General features: G+C 65.6%; 21 protein-coding genes and 1 tRNA gene. 14 read left to right on the top strand and 8 right to left on the bottom strand.

Translation table 11 applies throughout. From position 1 onward, the window contains the following. Window positions 1-32: 32 nt before the first annotated feature. Window positions 33-1,193: an enoyl-CoA hydratase/isomerase family protein gene (locus tag BMY06_RS17165; protein ID WP_074984352.1), complete on the top strand. Its 1,161-nt coding sequence runs from the start codon at window positions 33-35 to the stop codon at window positions 1,191-1,193. 95 nt (window positions 1,194-1,288) lie between these two features. Here the strand turns inward: BMY06_RS17165 and BMY06_RS17160 are convergent, their stop codons facing one another. Beyond that, window positions 1,289-1,714, bottom strand: a complete 426-nt coding sequence (locus BMY06_RS17160; protein ID WP_065063257.1) for a hypothetical protein — start codon at window positions 1,712-1,714, stop codon at window positions 1,289-1,291. 270 nt (window positions 1,715-1,984) lie between these two features. Here BMY06_RS17160 and ssuD point away from each other — a divergent pair, with 270 nt between their 5' ends. From ssuD to BMY06_RS17130, 6 genes are all read left to right on the top strand, one after another. Next, window positions 1,985-3,142, top strand: a complete 1,158-nt coding sequence (gene ssuD / locus BMY06_RS17155; RefSeq protein WP_074984272.1) for an FMNH2-dependent alkanesulfonate monooxygenase — start codon at window positions 1,985-1,987, stop codon at window positions 3,140-3,142. 67 nt (window positions 3,143-3,209) lie between these two features. Next, a complete protein-coding gene (gene ssuC / locus BMY06_RS17150) occupies window positions 3,210-4,061 on the top strand; it encodes an aliphatic sulfonate ABC transporter permease SsuC (protein WP_065063261.1) in 852 nt (283 codons plus the stop codon). Beyond that, window positions 4,058-5,005, top strand: coding sequence for an ATP-binding cassette domain-containing protein (locus tag BMY06_RS17145; protein WP_074984271.1), 948 nt, complete (start codon window positions 4,058-4,060; stop codon window positions 5,003-5,005). Before ssuC ends, BMY06_RS17145 begins: the two co-directional genes overlap by 4 nt. A gap of 91 nt (window positions 5,006-5,096) precedes the next feature. After that, a complete protein-coding gene (locus BMY06_RS17140; protein ID WP_028229590.1) occupies window positions 5,097-5,312 on the top strand; it encodes a TOBE domain-containing protein in 216 nt (71 codons plus the stop codon). Window positions 5,313-5,484: 172 nt separating this feature from the next. Then, entirely contained in the window at window positions 5,485-5,727 is a 243-nt protein-coding gene (locus BMY06_RS17135) for a hypothetical protein (protein WP_065063265.1), read from the top strand. A 339-nt stretch (window positions 5,728-6,066) separates the two neighbouring features. After that, window positions 6,067-6,792 carry an SOS response-associated peptidase gene (locus BMY06_RS17130; protein WP_074984269.1) on the top strand — a complete coding sequence of 242 codons (726 nt, stop codon included), beginning with the start codon at window positions 6,067-6,069 and terminating at the stop codon, window positions 6,790-6,792. On the opposite strand, the gene BMY06_RS17125 is transcribed toward BMY06_RS17130, so the two are convergent. The 3 genes from BMY06_RS17125 to dusA form a co-directional block, all read right to left on the bottom strand. Continuing rightward, window positions 6,784-7,920, bottom strand: coding sequence for a glycosyltransferase family 2 protein (locus BMY06_RS17125; protein WP_143064425.1), 1,137 nt, complete (start codon window positions 7,918-7,920; stop codon window positions 6,784-6,786). The two genes, BMY06_RS17130 and BMY06_RS17125, sit on opposite strands and share 9 nt — an antisense overlap. Then, window positions 7,893-7,968: transfer RNA gene (locus BMY06_RS17120), tRNA-His, on the bottom strand. The genes BMY06_RS17125 and BMY06_RS17120 overlap by 28 nt, the downstream gene beginning before the upstream one ends. A 120-nt stretch (window positions 7,969-8,088) precedes the next feature. Next, window positions 8,089-9,111 carry a tRNA dihydrouridine(20/20a) synthase DusA gene (gene dusA / locus BMY06_RS17115; protein ID WP_074984266.1) on the bottom strand — a complete coding sequence of 341 codons (1,023 nt, stop codon included), beginning with the start codon at window positions 9,109-9,111 and terminating at the stop codon, window positions 8,089-8,091. 32 nt (window positions 9,112-9,143) lie between these two features. On the opposite strand from dusA, the gene BMY06_RS38745 reads away from it, so the two are divergent. Continuing rightward, the gene (locus tag BMY06_RS38745; RefSeq protein WP_143064424.1) at window positions 9,144-9,344 is read left to right on the top strand and encodes a hypothetical protein; all 201 of its coding nucleotides are present in this window, start codon (window positions 9,144-9,146) and stop codon (window positions 9,342-9,344) included. Between the two features lie 247 nt (window positions 9,345-9,591). Continuing rightward, window positions 9,592-9,849: a hypothetical protein gene (locus BMY06_RS17110; protein WP_065060106.1), complete on the top strand. Its 258-nt coding sequence runs from the start codon at window positions 9,592-9,594 to the stop codon at window positions 9,847-9,849. Window positions 9,850-9,977: 128 nt separating this feature from the next. Here the strand turns inward: BMY06_RS17110 and BMY06_RS17105 are convergent, their stop codons facing one another. Then, a complete protein-coding gene (locus tag BMY06_RS17105; RefSeq protein WP_065060105.1) occupies window positions 9,978-10,220 on the bottom strand; it encodes a hypothetical protein in 243 nt (80 codons plus the stop codon). Between the two features lie 270 nt (window positions 10,221-10,490). Between BMY06_RS17105 and BMY06_RS17100 the strand changes: the two genes are divergently transcribed. From BMY06_RS17100 to BMY06_RS17085, 4 genes are all read left to right on the top strand, one after another. Beyond that, window positions 10,491-10,826: an RcnB family protein gene (locus BMY06_RS17100; protein ID WP_074984264.1), complete on the top strand. Its 336-nt coding sequence runs from the start codon at window positions 10,491-10,493 to the stop codon at window positions 10,824-10,826. A 202-nt stretch (window positions 10,827-11,028) separates the two neighbouring features. After that, window positions 11,029-12,081 carry an NADP(H)-dependent aldo-keto reductase gene (locus BMY06_RS17095; protein WP_074984262.1) on the top strand — a complete coding sequence of 351 codons (1,053 nt, stop codon included), beginning with the start codon at window positions 11,029-11,031 and terminating at the stop codon, window positions 12,079-12,081. 278 nt (window positions 12,082-12,359) lie between these two features. After that, the gene (locus BMY06_RS17090; protein WP_080180529.1) at window positions 12,360-13,448 is read left to right on the top strand and encodes a permease; all 1,089 of its coding nucleotides are present in this window, start codon (window positions 12,360-12,362) and stop codon (window positions 13,446-13,448) included. 176 nt (window positions 13,449-13,624) lie between these two features. Next, on the top strand, window positions 13,625-14,047 hold the full coding sequence (locus BMY06_RS17085) for a hypothetical protein (RefSeq protein WP_065060102.1): 423 nt from the start codon (window positions 13,625-13,627) through the stop codon (window positions 14,045-14,047). Window positions 14,048-14,058: 11 nt separating this feature from the next. On the opposite strand, the gene BMY06_RS17080 is transcribed toward BMY06_RS17085, so the two are convergent. Both BMY06_RS17080 and nodI read right to left on the bottom strand, forming a co-directional pair. After that, on the bottom strand, window positions 14,059-14,895 hold the full coding sequence (locus tag BMY06_RS17080; RefSeq protein ID WP_065060101.1) for an ABC transporter permease: 837 nt from the start codon (window positions 14,893-14,895) through the stop codon (window positions 14,059-14,061). A 19-nt stretch (window positions 14,896-14,914) separates the two neighbouring features. Continuing rightward, a complete protein-coding gene (gene nodI, locus BMY06_RS17075; protein WP_065060100.1) occupies window positions 14,915-15,823 on the bottom strand; it encodes a nodulation factor ABC transporter ATP-binding protein NodI in 909 nt (302 codons plus the stop codon). A gap of 349 nt (window positions 15,824-16,172) precedes the next feature. Between nodI and BMY06_RS17070 the strand changes: the two genes are divergently transcribed. Further along, on the top strand, window positions 16,173-16,640 hold the full coding sequence (locus BMY06_RS17070; RefSeq protein ID WP_065060117.1) for a universal stress protein: 468 nt from the start codon (window positions 16,173-16,175) through the stop codon (window positions 16,638-16,640). 95 nt (window positions 16,641-16,735) lie between these two features. Here BMY06_RS17070 and BMY06_RS17065 read toward each other — a convergent pair whose 3' ends face one another. Next, the gene (locus BMY06_RS17065; RefSeq protein ID WP_074984261.1) at window positions 16,736-17,452 is read right to left on the bottom strand and encodes a DUF2939 domain-containing protein; all 717 of its coding nucleotides are present in this window, start codon (window positions 17,450-17,452) and stop codon (window positions 16,736-16,738) included. Window positions 17,453-17,516: the final 64 nt, after the last annotated feature.

Genomic DNA, 17,516 nt, shown 5'->3' with positions numbered 1-17,516 from the left:
ATTTCCTCGTGCTTTCCGTGTTGCCGATCGCCATGTCCCAGCCCAGCCCGTCGTCCAGCCCTGTTTCCGCCGATCACGAACAGCACGTGCGCACGCGCGTCGCGGACCGCATCGGCTATATCGAACTCGATCGCCCGCAGGCGCTCAACGCATTGTCGACCGCGATGGTCGATGCCATGCAGGACGCGCTCGACCGCTGGCGCGATGACCCCGATGTGCTCGCAGTCGTCGTGCGCACGCCGCATCCGCGTGCGTTCTGCGCGGGCGGCGACATCCGTTTTCTCTACGAGTCATTTCGCGCGGGCGATCAGGCCGCGCTCGACACGTTCTTCATCGACGAATATCGGCTCGATCACACGATCTTCAGCTATCCGAAGCCGTATATCGCCTTGCTCAATGGCGTCGTGATGGGCGGCGGCATGGGCATTTCGCAGGGCGCGCATCGCACGGGCGGGCTGCGTCTGGTCGGCGCGACGACGCGCATGGCCATGCCCGAAACGCGCATCGGCCTCTTTCCCGACGTGGGCATGGGCTGGCTGCTCGCGCGCACGCCGGGCGCGCTTGGCCGCTATCTCGCTGTGACGGGCGAAACGATCGACGCGGCCAGCGCGCTTTACGCCGGGCTCGCCGACGTCTTTCTCGACGAGTCCGCGTGGCCCGCGCTGCTCGACACCTTGCAGACCGAGACGTTCGTGACGGGCGCCGACGTAATCGAGCGCATCCGGCGCGCGGCGTTGCCTGCGCAAGAGGCGCGGCGGCGGGCGTCGGAATCGGCGCTGGCGATTGCGCGTGCGTGGATCGACCGGCATTTCTCGCAGCCGGATGTGGGCGCGATCCTCGCCTCGCTCGACGCCGCGAGGCAGGCGGGGAAGGGCTCGGAAAGCGAGTGGGCCGAGCAGACGATCGGCGTGTTGCGCGAGCGCTCGCCGTTATCGATGGCGGTCTCGCTGGAGGCGGTGTCGCGCGCCGAAGGATCGATGGCCGACGTGCTGCGCCGCGATCTCGATCTCACGCGTTCGAGCTTCGCGCGCGGCGACGTGATGGAAGGCATCCGCGCGCGCATCATCGACAAGGACAATCGCCCGAACTGGCGCTTCGCGCGCGTGGAAGACGTGCGGGCCGCGGACGTGAACGCGATGTTCGAGAGTCCGTGGAGTTTGACTGACCATCCGTTGCGCGCGTTGCCGGATTGAGTCCGGCGAGCCGGCGGAGCGGCCAAGGCAGGTAACGTAACAAAAGCCGCGAGACGAGCGAGCGGCGCGCGATGCGCCGCATACGACGGCGAGGCTCAGTCCTCGTCGGTTTCGCTCATGAAGGCGCGCATGAAGACGAGCGCGCCCCATCCCCAGACGGCGTTCGACGCAAAGCCCGTGGCGAGGCGCGGCAGCATGTTGCCGCTCGGCCAGATGCCACGCAGCGGATCGATCGCGAACACCATCGCGGCCGTGAGCACGATGCCGCCGAACACGAACGCCTGCACCCACGGCGCGGGCCGCGACGGCGACACGCGCAGCAGCCACGCCATCAGGATCGCCCAGCACGCGCTGAAAATCGCATTGACGAGAAACTCGGGCAGGCCGAGCGGGGCGAACGGCTCGGTCGAGAAACCGGTGATGTCGACGACCTGTGCCGCGTGCAGCAGCGCCAGCGTGGCTTCGCGAAAGAACAGCGACGCGAGAAAGCCGGAAACGAACGGCAAAATCAGTTTTTGCATGTGAACGGGCGAGAGTGGCTGAGCCGCGCCAGGCACGCGTAAGGCGCACCGCACGGCTTGATTCTTGATCGCGCCATTATATCGGCGCGCGCTGCGCGACCGTATGCCGCGTACGCTAAAGCGTCGCGTAAAGCACGAAAGTGGAAAAACTAAGCTCAAAAAAATCGTTCGCAACCCCAGGGCCGATCCCTAGACTGAGTCCCCATGTAGACGGCGCGGCCGTCGTAATCCCTTTCGACTCACGTCTCGAACGATTAGCAGGAGCTTCGCATGAATGTGTTCTGGTTCATCCCGACCCACGGTGACAGCCGCTATCTGGGCACCACCGAAGGCGCACGCGCAACGGATCTCGCTTACTTCCAGCAGGTCGCGGTCGCGGCCGACTCGCTCGGCTACGAAGGCGTGCTGCTGCCGACGGGACGTTCGTGCGAAGACGCGTGGGTGGTGGCATCGAGCCTGATCGCGGCCACGCGGCGCCTGAAGTTTCTCGTCGCCGTACGCCCCGGTCTGTCGTCGCCGGGTCTGGCCGCGCGCATGGCCGCCACGTTCGACCGGCTGTCGAACGGGCGTCTCCTGATCAACGTGGTGACGGGCGGCGACACGGCCGAACTCGAAGGCGATGGCGTGTTCGTCGATCACGACACGCGCTATGAAATCACCGACGAATATCTGCACATCTGGCGCAAGCTGCTGGCCGCTTCGCATACCAACGAGGCGATCGATTTCGAGGGCAAGCATCTGCAATCGAAGGGCGGCAAGGCGCTCTACCCGCCGGTGCAGCATCCGCATCCGCCGCTGTGGTTCGGCGGTTCGTCGGCGGCTGCGCACGAGATCGCCGGCGAGCACATCGACACGTATCTGACGTGGGGCGAGCCGCCCGAAGCGGTCGCGAAGAAGATCGCCGACATTCGCGAGCGCGCGGCGCAGAAGGGCCGCAAGATCCGCTTCGGCATCCGCCTGCACGTGATCGTGCGCGAGACCGAAGAGGAAGCGTGGGCGGCCGCCGACAAACTCATCAGCCATCTCGACGATGAAACCGTCGCGCGCGCCCAGGCCGCGTTCGGCCGGATGGATTCGGAAGGGCAGCGCCGCATGGCCGCGCTGCACGGCGGCAAGCGCGGCTCGCGCAAGGATCTCGAGGTCTATCCGAATCTGTGGGCGGGCGTGGGCCTCGTGCGCGGCGGGGCCGGCACGGCGCTGGTCGGCAATCCGGAACAGGTGGCGGCGCGCATGAAGGAGTACGCGGATCTCGGCATCGAGACCTTCATTCTTTCGGGTTATCCGCATCTTGAGGAATCCTACCGCTTTGCCGAGCTGGTGTTCCCGCTGCTGCCGGGACGTCAGGCGAAGCAGTCGGACGGTCCGCTGTCGGGTCCGTTCGGCGAGGTGGTCGGCAATCACTATCTGCCGAAAGCCAGCCAGAGCTAAGGCCGTTTTCCGCGCATTCACCAGCTTCAATCGCGTTGCGGCGCGATGCAACAAGGAGAACGTTCCGATGACTCAATCCGCTGCAACCGCAACGGTGACCGCAAGCGTCGCGCCGCGCGGCGCGCGCGCCAATACCGCGCTGCTGCGCAAAGCGTTTGCGCGACTCGCGCCGTGGCTGCTGCCGCTCGCGATCCTCGCGGCCTGGGAACTGGCCGCGCGTGTCGGCGTGCTGTCGACGCGCGTGCTGCCCGAGCCGCTCGCGGTCGTGAAGGCCGCGTGGTCGCTGATCCAGTCGGGCGAAATGCTGCAGGACGTGCGCGTGAGTACGTGGCGCGCGGTCTCGGGTTTCGCGATCGGCGGCGGCATCGGTCTCGCGCTCGGACTCGCCACGGGCCTGTTCAAGCCGGTCGAAACCGCGCTCGATTCGACCATCCAGATGATCCGCAACATTCCCGCGCTCGCGATGATTCCGCTCGTGATCCTCTGGTTCGGCATCGAAGAGGAAGCGAAGGTGTTTCTCGTCGCGCTGGGCGTGTTCTTTCCGGTGTACGTGAACACGTTTCACGGTATCCGCTCGGTCGACCAGAACCTCGTGGAGATGGCGCGCAGTTATGGCCTCAAGGGTTTCGCGCTCTATCGCGAAGTGATCCTGCCGGGCGCGCTGCCTTCGATTCTCGTCGGCGTGCGCTTCGCGCTCGGGCTGATGTGGGTCACGCTGATCGTCGCCGAAACGATTTCCGCGCAGTCGGGCATCGGCTACATGACGATGAACGCGCGTGAGTTCCTGCAAACCGATGTGGTGGTGGTCGGCATTCTGCTGTACGCGGCGCTCGGCAAACTCGCCGACTGGCTCGCCAAGTGGCTCGAGCGCGTGGCGCTGCGCTGGCACCCCGCCTATCAACGAGGAAGCGACGCATGAACGCAAGTACCTTGACGTCCGGTCTCAGCGGCATCGCCGGACGCGATCTCGAAGCGGAGATCGAACAGCCGCGCGTACAGGCGCGCGAGGCGAACGAAACGGCACATGACTTCGCGCGTGAAGCGGCGGTGACGGCGCGCACGCAGACGCAGCCTCAGGATGCGTCGGTCGAATTGCGCGGCGTGGGCAAGCGCTACGGCGATCGCGTGGTGCTCGACGATTTCAATCTCTCCATCGAGCGCGGCAGTTTCGTCGCGATCGTGGGCCGCAGCGGCTGCGGCAAGTCCACGCTGCTGCGTCTCGTGGCCGGACTGGAGCAGCCGGATGCGGGCGAGCTGACGCGTCGCGGCGAAGCGGGCGCAGCGCTCGATACGCGCATCATGTTTCAGGACGCGCGTCTGCTGCCCTGGAAAACGGTGCTGCAGAACGTGATGCTGGGCCTTGGCCGTGGTGCTCGCGACGACGCCCGCGCCGTGCTCGACGAAGTGGGCCTGCTCGCGCGCGCCGACGAATGGCCCGCGCGTTTGTCGGGCGGCCAGCGTCAACGTGTGGCACTGGCGCGTGCGCTGGTGCATCGCCCGAGCCTGCTGCTGCTCGACGAACCGCTGGGCGCGCTCGACGCGCTCACGCGCATCGAAATGCATGCGCTGATCGAGCGTCTGTGGCGCGAGCATCGCTTCACGGCGTTGCTGGTCACGCACGACGTGCACGAAGCCGTCGCGCTTGGCGATCGCATTCTGCTGGTCGAGCAGGGGCGTATCGCGCTCGATCAGAACGTCCCGCTCGAACGTCCGCGTGCCCGCGCCGATGCGCGCTTCGCGGCGCTCGAAGAAAGCGTGTTGCAGCGTGTGCTCGGCAGCACGCCGGGCGCTGCGGCGCAAGTGCCGCATGCGAACGCGCGACCGCACGGACTGCATCCGACCGACGTGCGCTGGGCGCTGTGAAGCCTTTGGGCCCGTTGAACCGGCTGAATCTGTCGAATCGTTTGAACCTCAATCACCCGTCATTTCAGAACGAACTTTTGGAGTCGAATTCATGAGCATTTCCGCCATCAACGTGCGCAACCAGTTTCGCGGCAAAGTGAAGGAAATCATTCGCGGACCCGTGGTGTCCGAAGTCGACGTCGACACGCCGTTCGGCGTGGTGACCTCTGTGATCACGACGCGCTCGATCGACGAGCTCGACCTCAAGGTGGGCTCGGAAGTGGTCGCGCTGGTGAAGTCGACCGAGGTGTCGATCGCGCGTCTGTAAGCGCGGCGTGATCACTTCGGTGATCACCGCAGTTGTCGTTCGTGTGTGATCGTTCCGGGCGGCTCGCGCGGGCATTCGTTTGCCTGCGTGGGCGCGAGCGTCGCGGGGCCCGGCCGGAGTGGAAGTGCTAGCATGGATCGGCCAGCCACGACAGCCACGAGGGAGAACGATCATGGAGCCGAAGGGCATCGACATGGGCGACTACGAGGAACGCTACAACGGCTACGACATTGAAGTGGCCGTCGAGCAGATCCTCACGGGCGTGAAGGCGCACTATCGCGTGCTCAAGGACGGCGCCGTGCGCAAGGATTGGGAACTGGTCCACATCGAGCGGCTCTGGCCGACCGAGCACGCCGCCGCCGAAGCGGGTTTTGCCGCCGCGCGCGCCTGGATCGACAGCGGGGCAGCGGCATAACCGCTCGCGCGGGTAGCCGAGACCGCGCACATCAACGAATTCTTCCGATTGCCCGGATGCGCAACCGCGCAAAAAAATGCCGCGCCCGCAAACGGGCACGGCCGAGTAAAAGCAGAGGGCAACCAGCAACGCGAGCGAAACTGGGGAGAGGCCCTTGCCTTCGATCAGGTTACAAAGTACCAAATCGCTCGCTCGCTGTATATAGACAGATATTTCGAATCGTTACTATCGGGTAATTACTACCGATAGGCGGATCGCTGTCTGACAGCGAAATTCCTGCTCGACGTGCTCCCATGCCGCACAGCGACTAAGATGGGCCGATCCGAAGGAGAGCCGCCCATGTGTACGAACTACGCCGCTGCGCGCCGCGATCGACTGTTCCGGCATTTCGGCGTCGAGCCGCCCGATAGCCCTTGGCGCGACGACATCTACAAGGACTACGCCGCGCCGATCATCCGCAGGATCGACGGCGCGACGCAAGCGAGTCTCGCGACCTTCGGCATGGTGCCGCGCAGGCACATTCCGCCCGGCGTGCGCGTGTTCGACACGATGAATGCGCGTGCGGAATCGGTCGGCGAAAAGCGTTCGTTCAGCGGCGCGTGGAAGCGCCAGCAACGGTGTCTTGTGCCGTGCGAGGCCTTTTTCGAGCCGAATTACGAGAGCGGCAAGGCGGTGCGCTGGCGCATCGCGCTGGCGTCGGGCGAGCCGTTCGCGATTGCGGGGCTCTGGCGCGAATGGGAGGAGGCGGCGGAGGAGGGCGAGACGCCGCGTCGCGCGGTTTCGTTCACGATGCTCACGGTGAACGCCGATTCGCATCCGCTGATGAGCCGCTTTCACAAGCCGGGCGACGAGAAGCGCTCAGTCGTGATCGTGCCGCCGCAGGAATACGAGAACTGGCTGGCTAGCCGCTCGACCGACGAGGCGCGTTCGTTTTTTACGCTCTATCCGGCGGAGTCGATGATGGCCGAGCCGTTTCCCGCGCCACCGCGCGCCGCGAAACCGCATGAAGCCGATACGGACAATCCTTCTCTAGAACCCGGTTTCGGCGACGCGGCCTCAAACTGATGCCGTGGCGTTCGCGCGGATCGCGGGCCGAAGGCGTCGCAGCATTTTCAATCCACGCCATGATGTCTCGCCGGTTTTACTTCGCATCACGAACAAAACAGCGTGAGCCGTGCTGGAGACCGCGCGCCGGAACGCCTTGAGATCCTTGTGTGCGATCGACGGCAAACGCTCGCCATGCAGCATCGAGAACAGCGTGAACTGCTGGCCGATGGCGTGCAGCTGACGCTTGCGGCCTTCGGCGCGGCGTTGCGTCGAGCTGGGGATGTTTGTCGTGACGGCGGGCGACGCGTTCGCCGAGGCGTTGGCGCGCGTCACGCGCTTGGGCACGGATGCGCCGACGGCATTGTTGTCGTGCTGCCGATACTTGATGTGCGGTTTGTCGACGTGCGTGATCGCGCCGAACGAGGCGACCACCATCGCGAGCCACCAGTCGTGCATGACGATGCCGGCCGGAAACGGCGTGGCCAGTTCGATGGCGGCGCGATTGAGCAGCATTGAGCAGCCGGGAATATGGTTGCTCAACAGAAAATCGCGCAGGCGCGAGGCGTCGCGCGATTTGCCGTTCTGGTCGAAGTACGACTTCGAGATACGCGACAAGGTGTGATCGACGACTTCGATGTCGCAATACGCGAGCATCGGCAGCGCGTGACCGCGTTGCGATTCCTGGGCGCGAAGGGCGCGCACCATGTCCTCGATCTTGTCGGCGGACCAGACGTCGTCCTGATCGGCGAGCGCGACGTAGGCGCCTTCGCAGCCCGCGACGGCGCGGCCGAAATTGCCGACGATACCCAAACGTTCGCCGCTCGAGACGATGCGGATGGTCAGCGCGCCGCGCCAGTTGCGCAGTACGTCGAGCGTGTCGTCGGTGGAGCCGTCATCGGAAACGACGAGTTCGAGACGCGGCCACGTCTGCGATTCGATCGAAGCGAGCAACTCGGGCAGGTAGCGGGCGCCGTTGTAGGTGGCGAGTGCGATGGACACAAGCGGAATACTGTCGGACGCCACCATGCCGGATGACGTCATCCCCGTCGAACTTTGCATTGGTCTTGGATATGGACGAAAAAAAACCGCATCGTACGATGCGGTTTTCTTGAATTCTTTGGGGTGGCTGATGGGACTCGAACCCACGACGACAGGAATCACAATCCTGGACTCTACCAACTGAGCTACAGCCACCACTGTTACTACGTTCGTTACTGCGTTTTACTGCTTGCTTGTTAGCGCTGCTTCGTGAGCGGCGTCAATCAAGAAGCAAGATTATAGACATGCCCTCATGGACTTGTCTAGCCCCTTTATTCAAATATTTTCAGGAGAAAGCTCGGCGTCGGCGTCGAGCGGGGCGCGCAGATGCGCACGCGCCTCGTCGAAGATCGCGAGATCGCCTTTTTGCAGCTTGCGGCTGTCCGACAAAACGCGGCGCCAGCCGCGCGCCCCCGCTTCGCCGCGATAGAGGCCCAGCGCGTGGCGCACGATCGCGCCGAGATACGTGCCGCGCTTCAATTCCGCCGCGCAATACTCGATGAGCTTCGCCTCGACTTCGTCGCGCGTGAGTGCCGGCGCGCTCGCGCCGTAGAAGCGCGCATCCACGTCCGCGAGCACGTAGGGATTGTGATAAGCCTCGCGGCCGAGCATCACGCCGTCGACATGTTCGAGATGCGTCGCCACTTCGTCGAGCGTCTTGATGCCGCCGTTGATGATGATTTCGAGATTCGGGAAGTCGCGCTTCAGGCGGTACGCGTAGTCGTACTTGAGCGGCGGAATTTCGCGATTTTCCTTCGGGCTGAGCCCTTTGAGGATCGCATTGCGCGCGTGGACGATGAACACGTCGCAGCCTGCGTCCGCGATCGTGCCGACGAAGTCGCGCACGAATGCGTAGTCCTCGACTGCGTCCACGCCGATGCGGTGCTTGACCGTCACCGGCACCGACACCACGTCGCGCATCGCTTTCACGCAATCGGCCACGAGTTGCGGCTCGTTCATCAGGCACGCGCCGAACGCGCCGCGCTGCACGCGCTCCGACGGGCAGCCGCAGTTCAGGTTGATTTCGTCGTAACCCCATTGCTCGCCGAGTTTCGCCGCACGCGCGAGGTCGTCCGGCTCGCTGCCGCCGAGCTGGAGCGCGACGGGCGCTTCGGCGGGCGTGAAGGCGAGGTGGCGCGGCACGTCGCCGTGGAGCAGGGCGCCGGTCGTCACCATCTCCGTATACAGCCACGTGTCTCGGGAAATGAATCGATGCAGCGAGCGACAGTGACGGTCAGTCCAGTCCATCATCGGCGCGACGGACACGCGGCGGGGGCTGGCAATACGGGTGGCGGACATGGCAGATGAGTGCGCGACAAGGCGCGGCAGGCGTGAATCAACCTTCTATTTTATCGCATGACTCGAAGGGCGCTGACGGCGATTTTGCGGTGCGGCACGCGAGGCTCCGGCAGAAAAATCAGGGCCGCAATGAACGTTTTCTGTCATATCGCCAGCAAACCGCCATCAAACTGCCCGTATGGAAGCGCTTCCATCTTTCCCTTTTACCGAAAGACCCTTCGCGCGTTATGTAATCCCGTCGCCAAATGCTGCGTCGCAGAAAAAAGTTTGGGACGTCTTTTTAGGGTCTGTTCGTCGCTCAGCCAAGCCTGGTTTGGCTCACAGCATTGTTTCTGGAAGCGGAATAGTCAATTCGGTTTATCGCGATTATTTTCCGATAGTAGGTGTATACACTGAGTCTCACTGACGCAGCTCATGGGTCTGACCTCCCAGGCGCGGCGCCATTCCCGAACCGCAATTGAACCTGATTTGGAGTCCTCCATGAAGACCAAACTGATCGCAGCGCTGCTGGTCGCAGCTTCCGCTTCTGTTGCCGCTCCGGCGTTCGCCAGCGGCTACGGCCCGGCACCTTTCTATCGCCCGAACGTCGGCGCACCGGCTTCGCAGCAAGGCCAGAGCGCGCAGACCGTCGCGGCCGAGCGCGCACAGCAGCAAGGCGTCGACGCGGCCTACGGCGGCGTGACCGGCTCGGCTTCGCAGTCGGGCGCGCACGGCTCGCAATCGTCGCAAGCGCAATAAGTGCTGTCCGGCGGCCAGGCTTCGCGCCTCGGCCGCTCTGCACCGGCCGCCCGTCTGACGGGCGGCATGAACGCCGGGTGTCTTCACGACGCCCGGCGTTCTGCTTTTCGGGCGTCTGAAAGGCCTCGTCAGGAGGCCGCGCGCACGCGCTGGTCGATCGCTTCGCGGATGCGGTCGAATGCGGCGTCGAACGCGTTGTCCTGAGTGGGGAAGCGGCCGGAGGCGACGCCGTCGACGGGCACGTTGGCGTGGCTGTCGTCGGTGAGGCTGCGGATCGTCTGGGTCGTGACGAGAAAGCCCACGTTGTGATCGCCGTCCACGCCGGCGGTCATGTCGAAGCCCATGTATTCGTAGCTGCGCTGGTTTTCCATGCGGTGTTCTCCTCAAACGCACGCGACGATTCTGGCACGTCTGCGCCATTCGGGCGTGCGGCGGGGCAAATACAGCGGTCAATGCGCAAACACCTCGCAAACACATGCCGCAGCAGGCGCGCGGCGTGCGGACGCGCTCGCGCCGGTCTCGTTGCGCGCTGTACTACCATGAATCGCGAGGTGAGCGCGCCTGGCGGCTTCGGGCGCGACGTGGTCGGATCGACTCGACTGTCTTCGTCCGGTTTCGACTCGCTAACCAGGAGGTGAACAATGCAGAAACGCTTCGTGCTTCTCGCTGCGCTGGCTTTGCCGGCCATGCTGGCATCGGTATCGACGTTCGCGCAGCAGCCACCGCCCCGTCCGGGCCCGAATGAGTATCACGGCGGGCCGCCGCCCGACCGTCCGCCGCCCGATGCGCCGCCGCCGCACGCGTTGCGCAAGGGCGACCGTCTGCCGCCCGAGTATCGCGATCGTCAATATGTGATCGACGACTGGCAGCAGTATCGTCTCAAGCCGCCGCCGCGCGGTTATCACTGGGTCGGCGTGAGCGGCCAGTATTATCTGGTGCGCAATTCGAGCTGGGCCGTGGAGCGCGTCGGGCCTTAAGCGGACCAGTCTTCGCGACAACCTTCGCAACCCGCGCGATCCGAGCCGGACCGGTTTTACCGGCTCCGGCTTTTTCGTTTTTTCGCTTCGATGGTTTCGACGGCTCTGACTCCGCGCCGCGCGAATTCAGCGCTTCCTGAAAAATTCCGGCCGGCGTGATAGCGTCGGCGTTCTCCCGCAACCTGATGATGGAAACGCTTCGATGGAATACCGCACACTCGGCGATACGAACGTCAAGGTCAGCCTGATCGGCCTCGGCACGATGACATGGGGCGAACAGAACACGGAACAGGACGCCCACGAACAGATCGACTACGCGCTCGACCAGGGCGTCACGCTGATTGACGCCGCGGAGATGTATCCGGTGCCGCCGCGTCCCGAAACGCAAGGGCAGACCGAGCGCTTCATCGGCACGTGGCTTGCCCGCAATGGCGCGCGCCGCGACCAGTTCGTGCTCGCGACCAAGATGACGGGGCCGGCGCGCCAGCCGCACAATCCGCGTCATATCCGTGGCGAAGGCAATCAGTTCGACCGCAAGAATCTGACCGAGGCGCTCGACGGCAGCCTCAAGCGCCTGCAAACCGATTACGTCGATCTGTATCAGCTGCACTGGCCCGACCGCAGCACGATGACCTTCGGCCGCAGCAACTATCCGTGGATCGACGACGCCTACACGGTGCCGATCGAGGAAACGCTCGCGGTGCTCGCCGATTTCGTGAAGGCGGGCAAGGTGCGCCATATCGGCGTGTCGAACGAGACGCCCTGGGGCGTCGCCCAGTTTCTGCGCGCCGCCGAAAAGCTCGGCTTGCCGCGCATCGTCAGCATCCAGAATCCGTATAGCCTCGTGAATCGCACCTTCGAACTCGGTCTGTCCGAGTTCACGCACCACGAGGGCATCGGCCTGCTCGCGTATTCGCCGCTCGCGTTCGGCTGGCTTTCGGGCAAGTACGAGGGCGGCGCGCGGCCCGAGGGCGCGCGCATCACGAAGTTCGAGCGCTTCCAGCGCTACAGCAAGCCGCAGGCGATCGCGGCGATTTCGCGTTACGTCGCGCTCGCGAAAGAGCACGGTCTGTCGCCTGCGCAGTTTGCGCTCGCGTTCGTGAACAGCCGCCCGTTCGTGACGAGCAACCTGATCGGCGCGACGTCGATAGCGCAGCTCAAGGAGAACATCGCGAGCGTCGATGTGAAGCTCTCCGCGGACGTGCTCGCGCGGATCGACGCGCTGCACGAACTGCAGCCGAATCCGGCGCCTTGATCGCGCGCTGACCTGATGGCCGCTGACTGAAGGCGGGGCGGGGCACGCTCCGTCCCCCGACAGTTCGCCGTCCACGCGCACGACGGCTCGCGAATCGCCCAACGCCGGACATTGGCGATTCGCGAGTCATGCACTACGATGCTGCGCACGCCCTGCCGCGCGCCGAAAGCGCGCTTGCAGGGGCCGCCCGGGGCCGGGGTCGCACGATCCGCCCCGAGCCGGTTTCCGCCGTTTTCCCTGTTTCGCATTCCATTCGCCTTTCGCGGAGTCACACCATCATGACCAGCGCACCCGACGCGCCTTCGTCCCGTCCGCCGCAACTGCCGTCCTCGGCGCCCGGCTGGGGCTGGCCCGTTTTTCTTCTGCTGGCGGTCGCCGGGCTGTTCTACGTGAAGTGGTTTCCGTATTACCACCGCGCGTTCACGGCCGAAGCCACGCACTCGATCGGCAAGTCGATCCTGACGGGCGGCGCGGCGAGTGCACCGGTGCCGTCGCTCGCCGCCGCGCTCGACTACGCTTTGGCCTATGGCAAGGCGATCTGGCAGGCGATGGTGCTCGGGCTGCTGCTCGGCTCGGGCGTGCAGGCGCTGTTGCCGGGGCAGTGGGTCGCGCGCGTGCTTGGCCGGCGCGGCTTCGGCAGCGTGGCGGCGGGCGGTCTGCTCGCGGTGCCCGGCATGATGTGCACGTGCTGCGCGGCGCCCGTCGTGGCGGGGCTGCGCGCGCGCAATGCGTCGACGGGCGGCGCGATCGCGTTCTGGCTCGGCAACTCGGTGCTCAATCCGGCGACGCTCGTGTTCATGGGCTTCGTGCTCGGCTGGCAGTGGAGCGCGCTGCGTCTCGCGCTGGGCCTCTTGATGGTGTTCGGCCTCGGCTGGCTCGCCAACCGCATGGTCACGCCCGACGAGGCGCGCGCCGCCGACGACCGTCTCGCGCTGTTCGCGCGCCAGCAGGCCGAGGGCGGCAACGCGCTGGTGCGCTGGGCGCGCCTGTTCCTGCGCATGGCCGTGCGCCTCGTGCCTGAATACATCGTGCTCGTGCTGCTGCTGGGCGCGGCGCGCGCGTGGCTGTTCCCGCACATCGGTCCCGATGTGACGAGCAGCCTCGGCTGGATCGTCGCCTTCGCGGTCGCCGGTATGCTGTTCGTGATCCCGACCGCGGGCGAAGTGCCGATCATTCAGGCGATGCTCGCGCTCGGCATGGGCGTGGGCCCGGCCGGCGCGTTGCTGATGACGCTGCCGCCCGTGAGCGTGCCGTCGTTCGCGATGCTGGCGCGCTCGTTCCGGCCGCGCGTGCTCGTTTTGGTTGGCACGGTGGTCGTGCTGTTCGGCATCGTGGCGGGGCTGGCGACGGTGGCGCTCGGTTTCTGACGTCGCGGCGTCGCGCCGTGTCGACGCCATATCGACGCCATGTTCGAAGAATCGGGGTCAATTGAAGCCAAAACGTCGCGGGCGCAATGCTACGATGGCGTCATAAGGATCACGCATCAACGACGGACGGCGGCGGCGCCGTCCGCACAGACGAGGGCTTTGGCCCGGGAACCGGCATGGCACAGCAAAAAACCAATCCCAAACTCGAACAGGCGCTGACGCGCGGCGACCTCGCGATCCGACAGGCCAATTCGGCCCGCGCGACGGCGGTGTTGCGCGCGCTCGGCAAGATGATCATCGAGGCGTCGGCGACCATCGGGGTCGAGGCGAACGTCGCGATTCCCGATGGCGATCGCATCTACGATCCCGCCGACGGCCTTTGGCCGCAGCAGTTGCTGATCTCGCTCGACGGCCCGGTCGAGGACGCCGATCCCGAGGAAATCCGCACCGTGCGCCTGCTCGCGCAGACGCAGGGGACGATGTTCCGCGTGGAATGGCATCGCGCCGACGGCAAGATCGGGCGTCAGGAAGGCGGCCCGTTCGCGACGGTCGCGTTTATCTCGGACGTCGACATTCCCTGGGGCGACGACGAAGACTGACGCCGCGCGTCCTAGCGCATCATGCGCCGGCGGAACAGGATCGACGCGATCCCGAATGGCACCAGCACGTAGAACACAAGCACGGCCAGATGCAGCGCCGCGTGCTCGACGGGACGCCCGAGCATGGCCGGGCGGATCAGTTCGACGGCATGCGCGAGCGGCAGCATCAGCGTGATGTGCTGCGCCGCCGCAGGCAGTTGCGCGATCGGGAAGAACACGCCCGAGAGCAGCAGCATCGGCGTGAGCACCAGCGTCTGATAGAACATGAAGAAGTCGTAGGACGGCGCGAGCGCGGTGACGATCATCGCGCAACTCGCGAACGCGAGGCCCGCGAGCGCGATCACGGGCAGCGCGAGCAGCATCGACGGAAAGCTCGCATAGCCGAGCGCGCCCGCCACGATCATGATGGCCGCGCCCGAGAGCATCGACTTGCTGGCGGCCCACATCACTTCGCCGAGTACCACGTCGCCGAGCGACAGCGGCGTGTGCATGATCGCCTCCCACGTGCGCTGCACGTGCATGCGCGAAAAGCCCGAATACATCGATTCGAAGCTCGCCGACATCATCACCGACGACGACACCGTGCCCGCCGCGAGAAAGGCGATGTACGAGACGCCGTCGACGTGACCGACCATCAGCCCGAGCCCGAAGCCCAGACCGAACAGATAGATCATCGGATCGGCGAGATTGCCGAACATCGACGCGAGCGCGAGCTTGCGCCACACGAGATAGTTGCGCCGCCACACGGCGATCCAGTGCGTCGCGTTCGAGGGCAGCGCCGCGCGCGGCTCGCGCAGGGGCGGCGGGGCGCGGTGCGTGTCGGGCGGAGTGTGAGTGCGTGTCTGCATGGTGTCGGTCGTGGGCGGCTCAGTCCTGCATCTCGCGGCCCGTGAGCCGCAGGAAAACGTCTTCGAGATTCGCGGGCCGGTGCAGATAGCGCAGGTCCGAGCGGGGACGCAACTGCGCGTGCACGGGCGCCGGGTCGTCGACGTAGCAGAACAGCGTTTCGCCGCTGATTTCGGTGCGCTTGGCGTAAGGCGCAAGCTCGTCGCGCAGCGCGGCCGGTTCCGGTCCGTAGACCTCGATCACGTCGCAGCCGATTTCGGTTTCGATCAGCGCTTTCGGCGCGCCCTCGGCGATCTTGCGGCCTTCCTCGATCACGCAGACGCGATTGCACAATCGTTCGGCCTCCTCCATGAAATGCGTCGTGAGGAGAATGGTCTTGCCGCGCGCGAGCAGCGAACGCAGCCGCTCCCAGATCAGATGACGCGCCTGCGGGTCGAGGCCCGTGGTGGGTTCGTCCATCACGAGCACGTCGGGATCGTTGACGAGCGCGCGCGCGAGCGTAAGCCGCCGCCGCATGCCGCCGGACAGTTCGCCCACGCGCGCGTCGGCCTTGCTTTCGAGCCGAGCGAATTCGAGCAGCGGCGCAACGAGATCCTGAGTCTGCCGCGCGGAGAGCCCGAAGTAACGGCCGAACACGAGCAGGTTTTCGCGCACGGTGAAATCGGGATCGAGATTGTCGAATTGCGGCACCACGCCGACGCGGGCGCGCGCATGACGGGCGCGCGCGGGGACGGGTTCGCCGCACAGGCTGATGCGGCCCGCATCGGGCGAGACGATGCCAAGCAGCATGCGCAGCGTCGTGGTCTTGCCCGCGCCGTTCGGACCCAGCAGTCCGAAACATTCGCCGGGGACGACGTCGAACGACAGACCGTTGACGACCGTCCTGTCTCCATAGTGTTTGATGACCTGCTCGAATTCGATGGCGGGCATGGTTGAGCGATGTCGGTGAGCGCGCAGGTGGTGCACGCGCAAGGCGGCCTATTCTAGAGCATTGCGGCGCGCGAGGTTGGTGCATGCCGATCGCGCGCGCGAGCGCGATGGCTCACACGGAAGCCTCGGCGCGCGCCTGGTGTGCACATGCAGGCGCAGGTGCGCATGCCGCGTCAATCGCTGACGCGGCAATCATTGTCCTTGTGCGCAAATCCAGTGCCGGCGGGTGTTGCGCGCGGTTTGAGCGCTGCCGCGCACCTGGCGTTTTCCAGCCCTTGCATGTGCAATTGCGGCGCACCATGATGCAGGTACGACCTGCGTTTTCGCGTGGGTGTTGGGGGAAATGATCATGGCGAGCTACAAGAAAATCCTGCTCTGTTACGACGGCTCGCGCGAAGGCCGCAAGGCGCTGCGTTGCGGGGCCGATCTGGCCTTGGATCTGCACGCCGAGACGCATCTGCTCTCGGTCGTGGACATGCGCTCGACCATCGCCCAGAGCGCCGGCCTGCTGACCGATGTGGCGTGCGGCCGCTTCGAGGAAACGGCGCGCGAGATTCTGCAGGAGGGCGTCGACTGGCTCACCGAACGCGGCGTGCGCGCGCAGGGCCACTTCGCGTTCGGTCATCCGATCGACGAAATCGCGAATCTCGCCAACGAACTGCAGGCCGATCTCGTAGTGGTGGGGCATCGCTGCCGCACAGGTCTGTCGCGCTGGTGGATGGGCGCGGGCAATACGCCGCTGCTCGATCGTGTGTCGTGCAGCATTCTCGTGGCGTGTTCGTCGCCTGCTGAAGACAAGCAGCAAGCGGCCGCGTAGGGCGCGTGCGCGGGGCTGGCATGCGTTTAACGTCTTGCCGGCCCGCCGCGCAATGATTGCCGCCTTGATGCAGACGATCAGCCATTCGCGCCCGATCAGTTTGGCGTGTTCGCGCCGCTTCCCGAATCGGGTTCGTTCAATTCCACCGCCGCGAGCTTCCACGAGAACAGGCCGTGCCGCTCCAGGATGGCGGCATAGCGCTCGCTGTGCGCGCTGCGCTGCCATGTGACCGCGAACTCATTGATGCTGCGATAACCCGCCGTGGCTTGCGAGCGGGGTTGCGCTTGAGCGGGCTCGGCCGGTGCGCCGGGGTTGGCGGGCGCTTCGGATGAGGTGCCACTTGGCGGCGCGGATGGCGGCGCGTTTTCTGCGGGCGGAGCCGGCGGCGGCGCGGCGGGTTGTTCGCCGGGCTTGCCGGTGGGCGGCATACCGTTGAGCAGCGCGGCGACGCCTTCAGGCGTGGCGTAGGCGTCGACGAGCGGGCCGATCAGCGCCGAGCCGATCACCGCGCCAAACAGCAGTAACGGATTGCTGCTGTGCTCGGCCTGAATGCGCCGTTGCAGCATTTCCCCGGCCTGTTGCTTGAGACTCGCGCGCAACGCGGGGTAATCGACGTATTCGCTCAGCGCGGCCGCATCGCGTGCGTCGGCGGCCTGTTTGAGATGATTCAGCGCGATATACGGCGAGGCGTAGCCGTAACCGAGCGCGGCCACCACGGCCGCCGCCGCAACGGCGATGGCGACGGGCTTCTTCCAGTTCGAGGACTTGCCGGCGCGAGAGCGAGAAAGCTTGGGTGTATCGGTATCGGTCATCGGAGAGCAGGCGCGCCGCGCGAGCAGCGCAAGGGTTCAAATAGCGGTTGAGTCGGAGCGGTTG

Source organism: Paraburkholderia tropica, from assembly GCF_900109265.1.
Lineage (GTDB): Bacteria > Pseudomonadota > Gammaproteobacteria > Burkholderiales > Burkholderiaceae > Paraburkholderia > Paraburkholderia tropica.
Note: the sequence above shows the minus strand (reverse complement) of the source record. Positions and strands in the feature narration are given on the sequence as shown.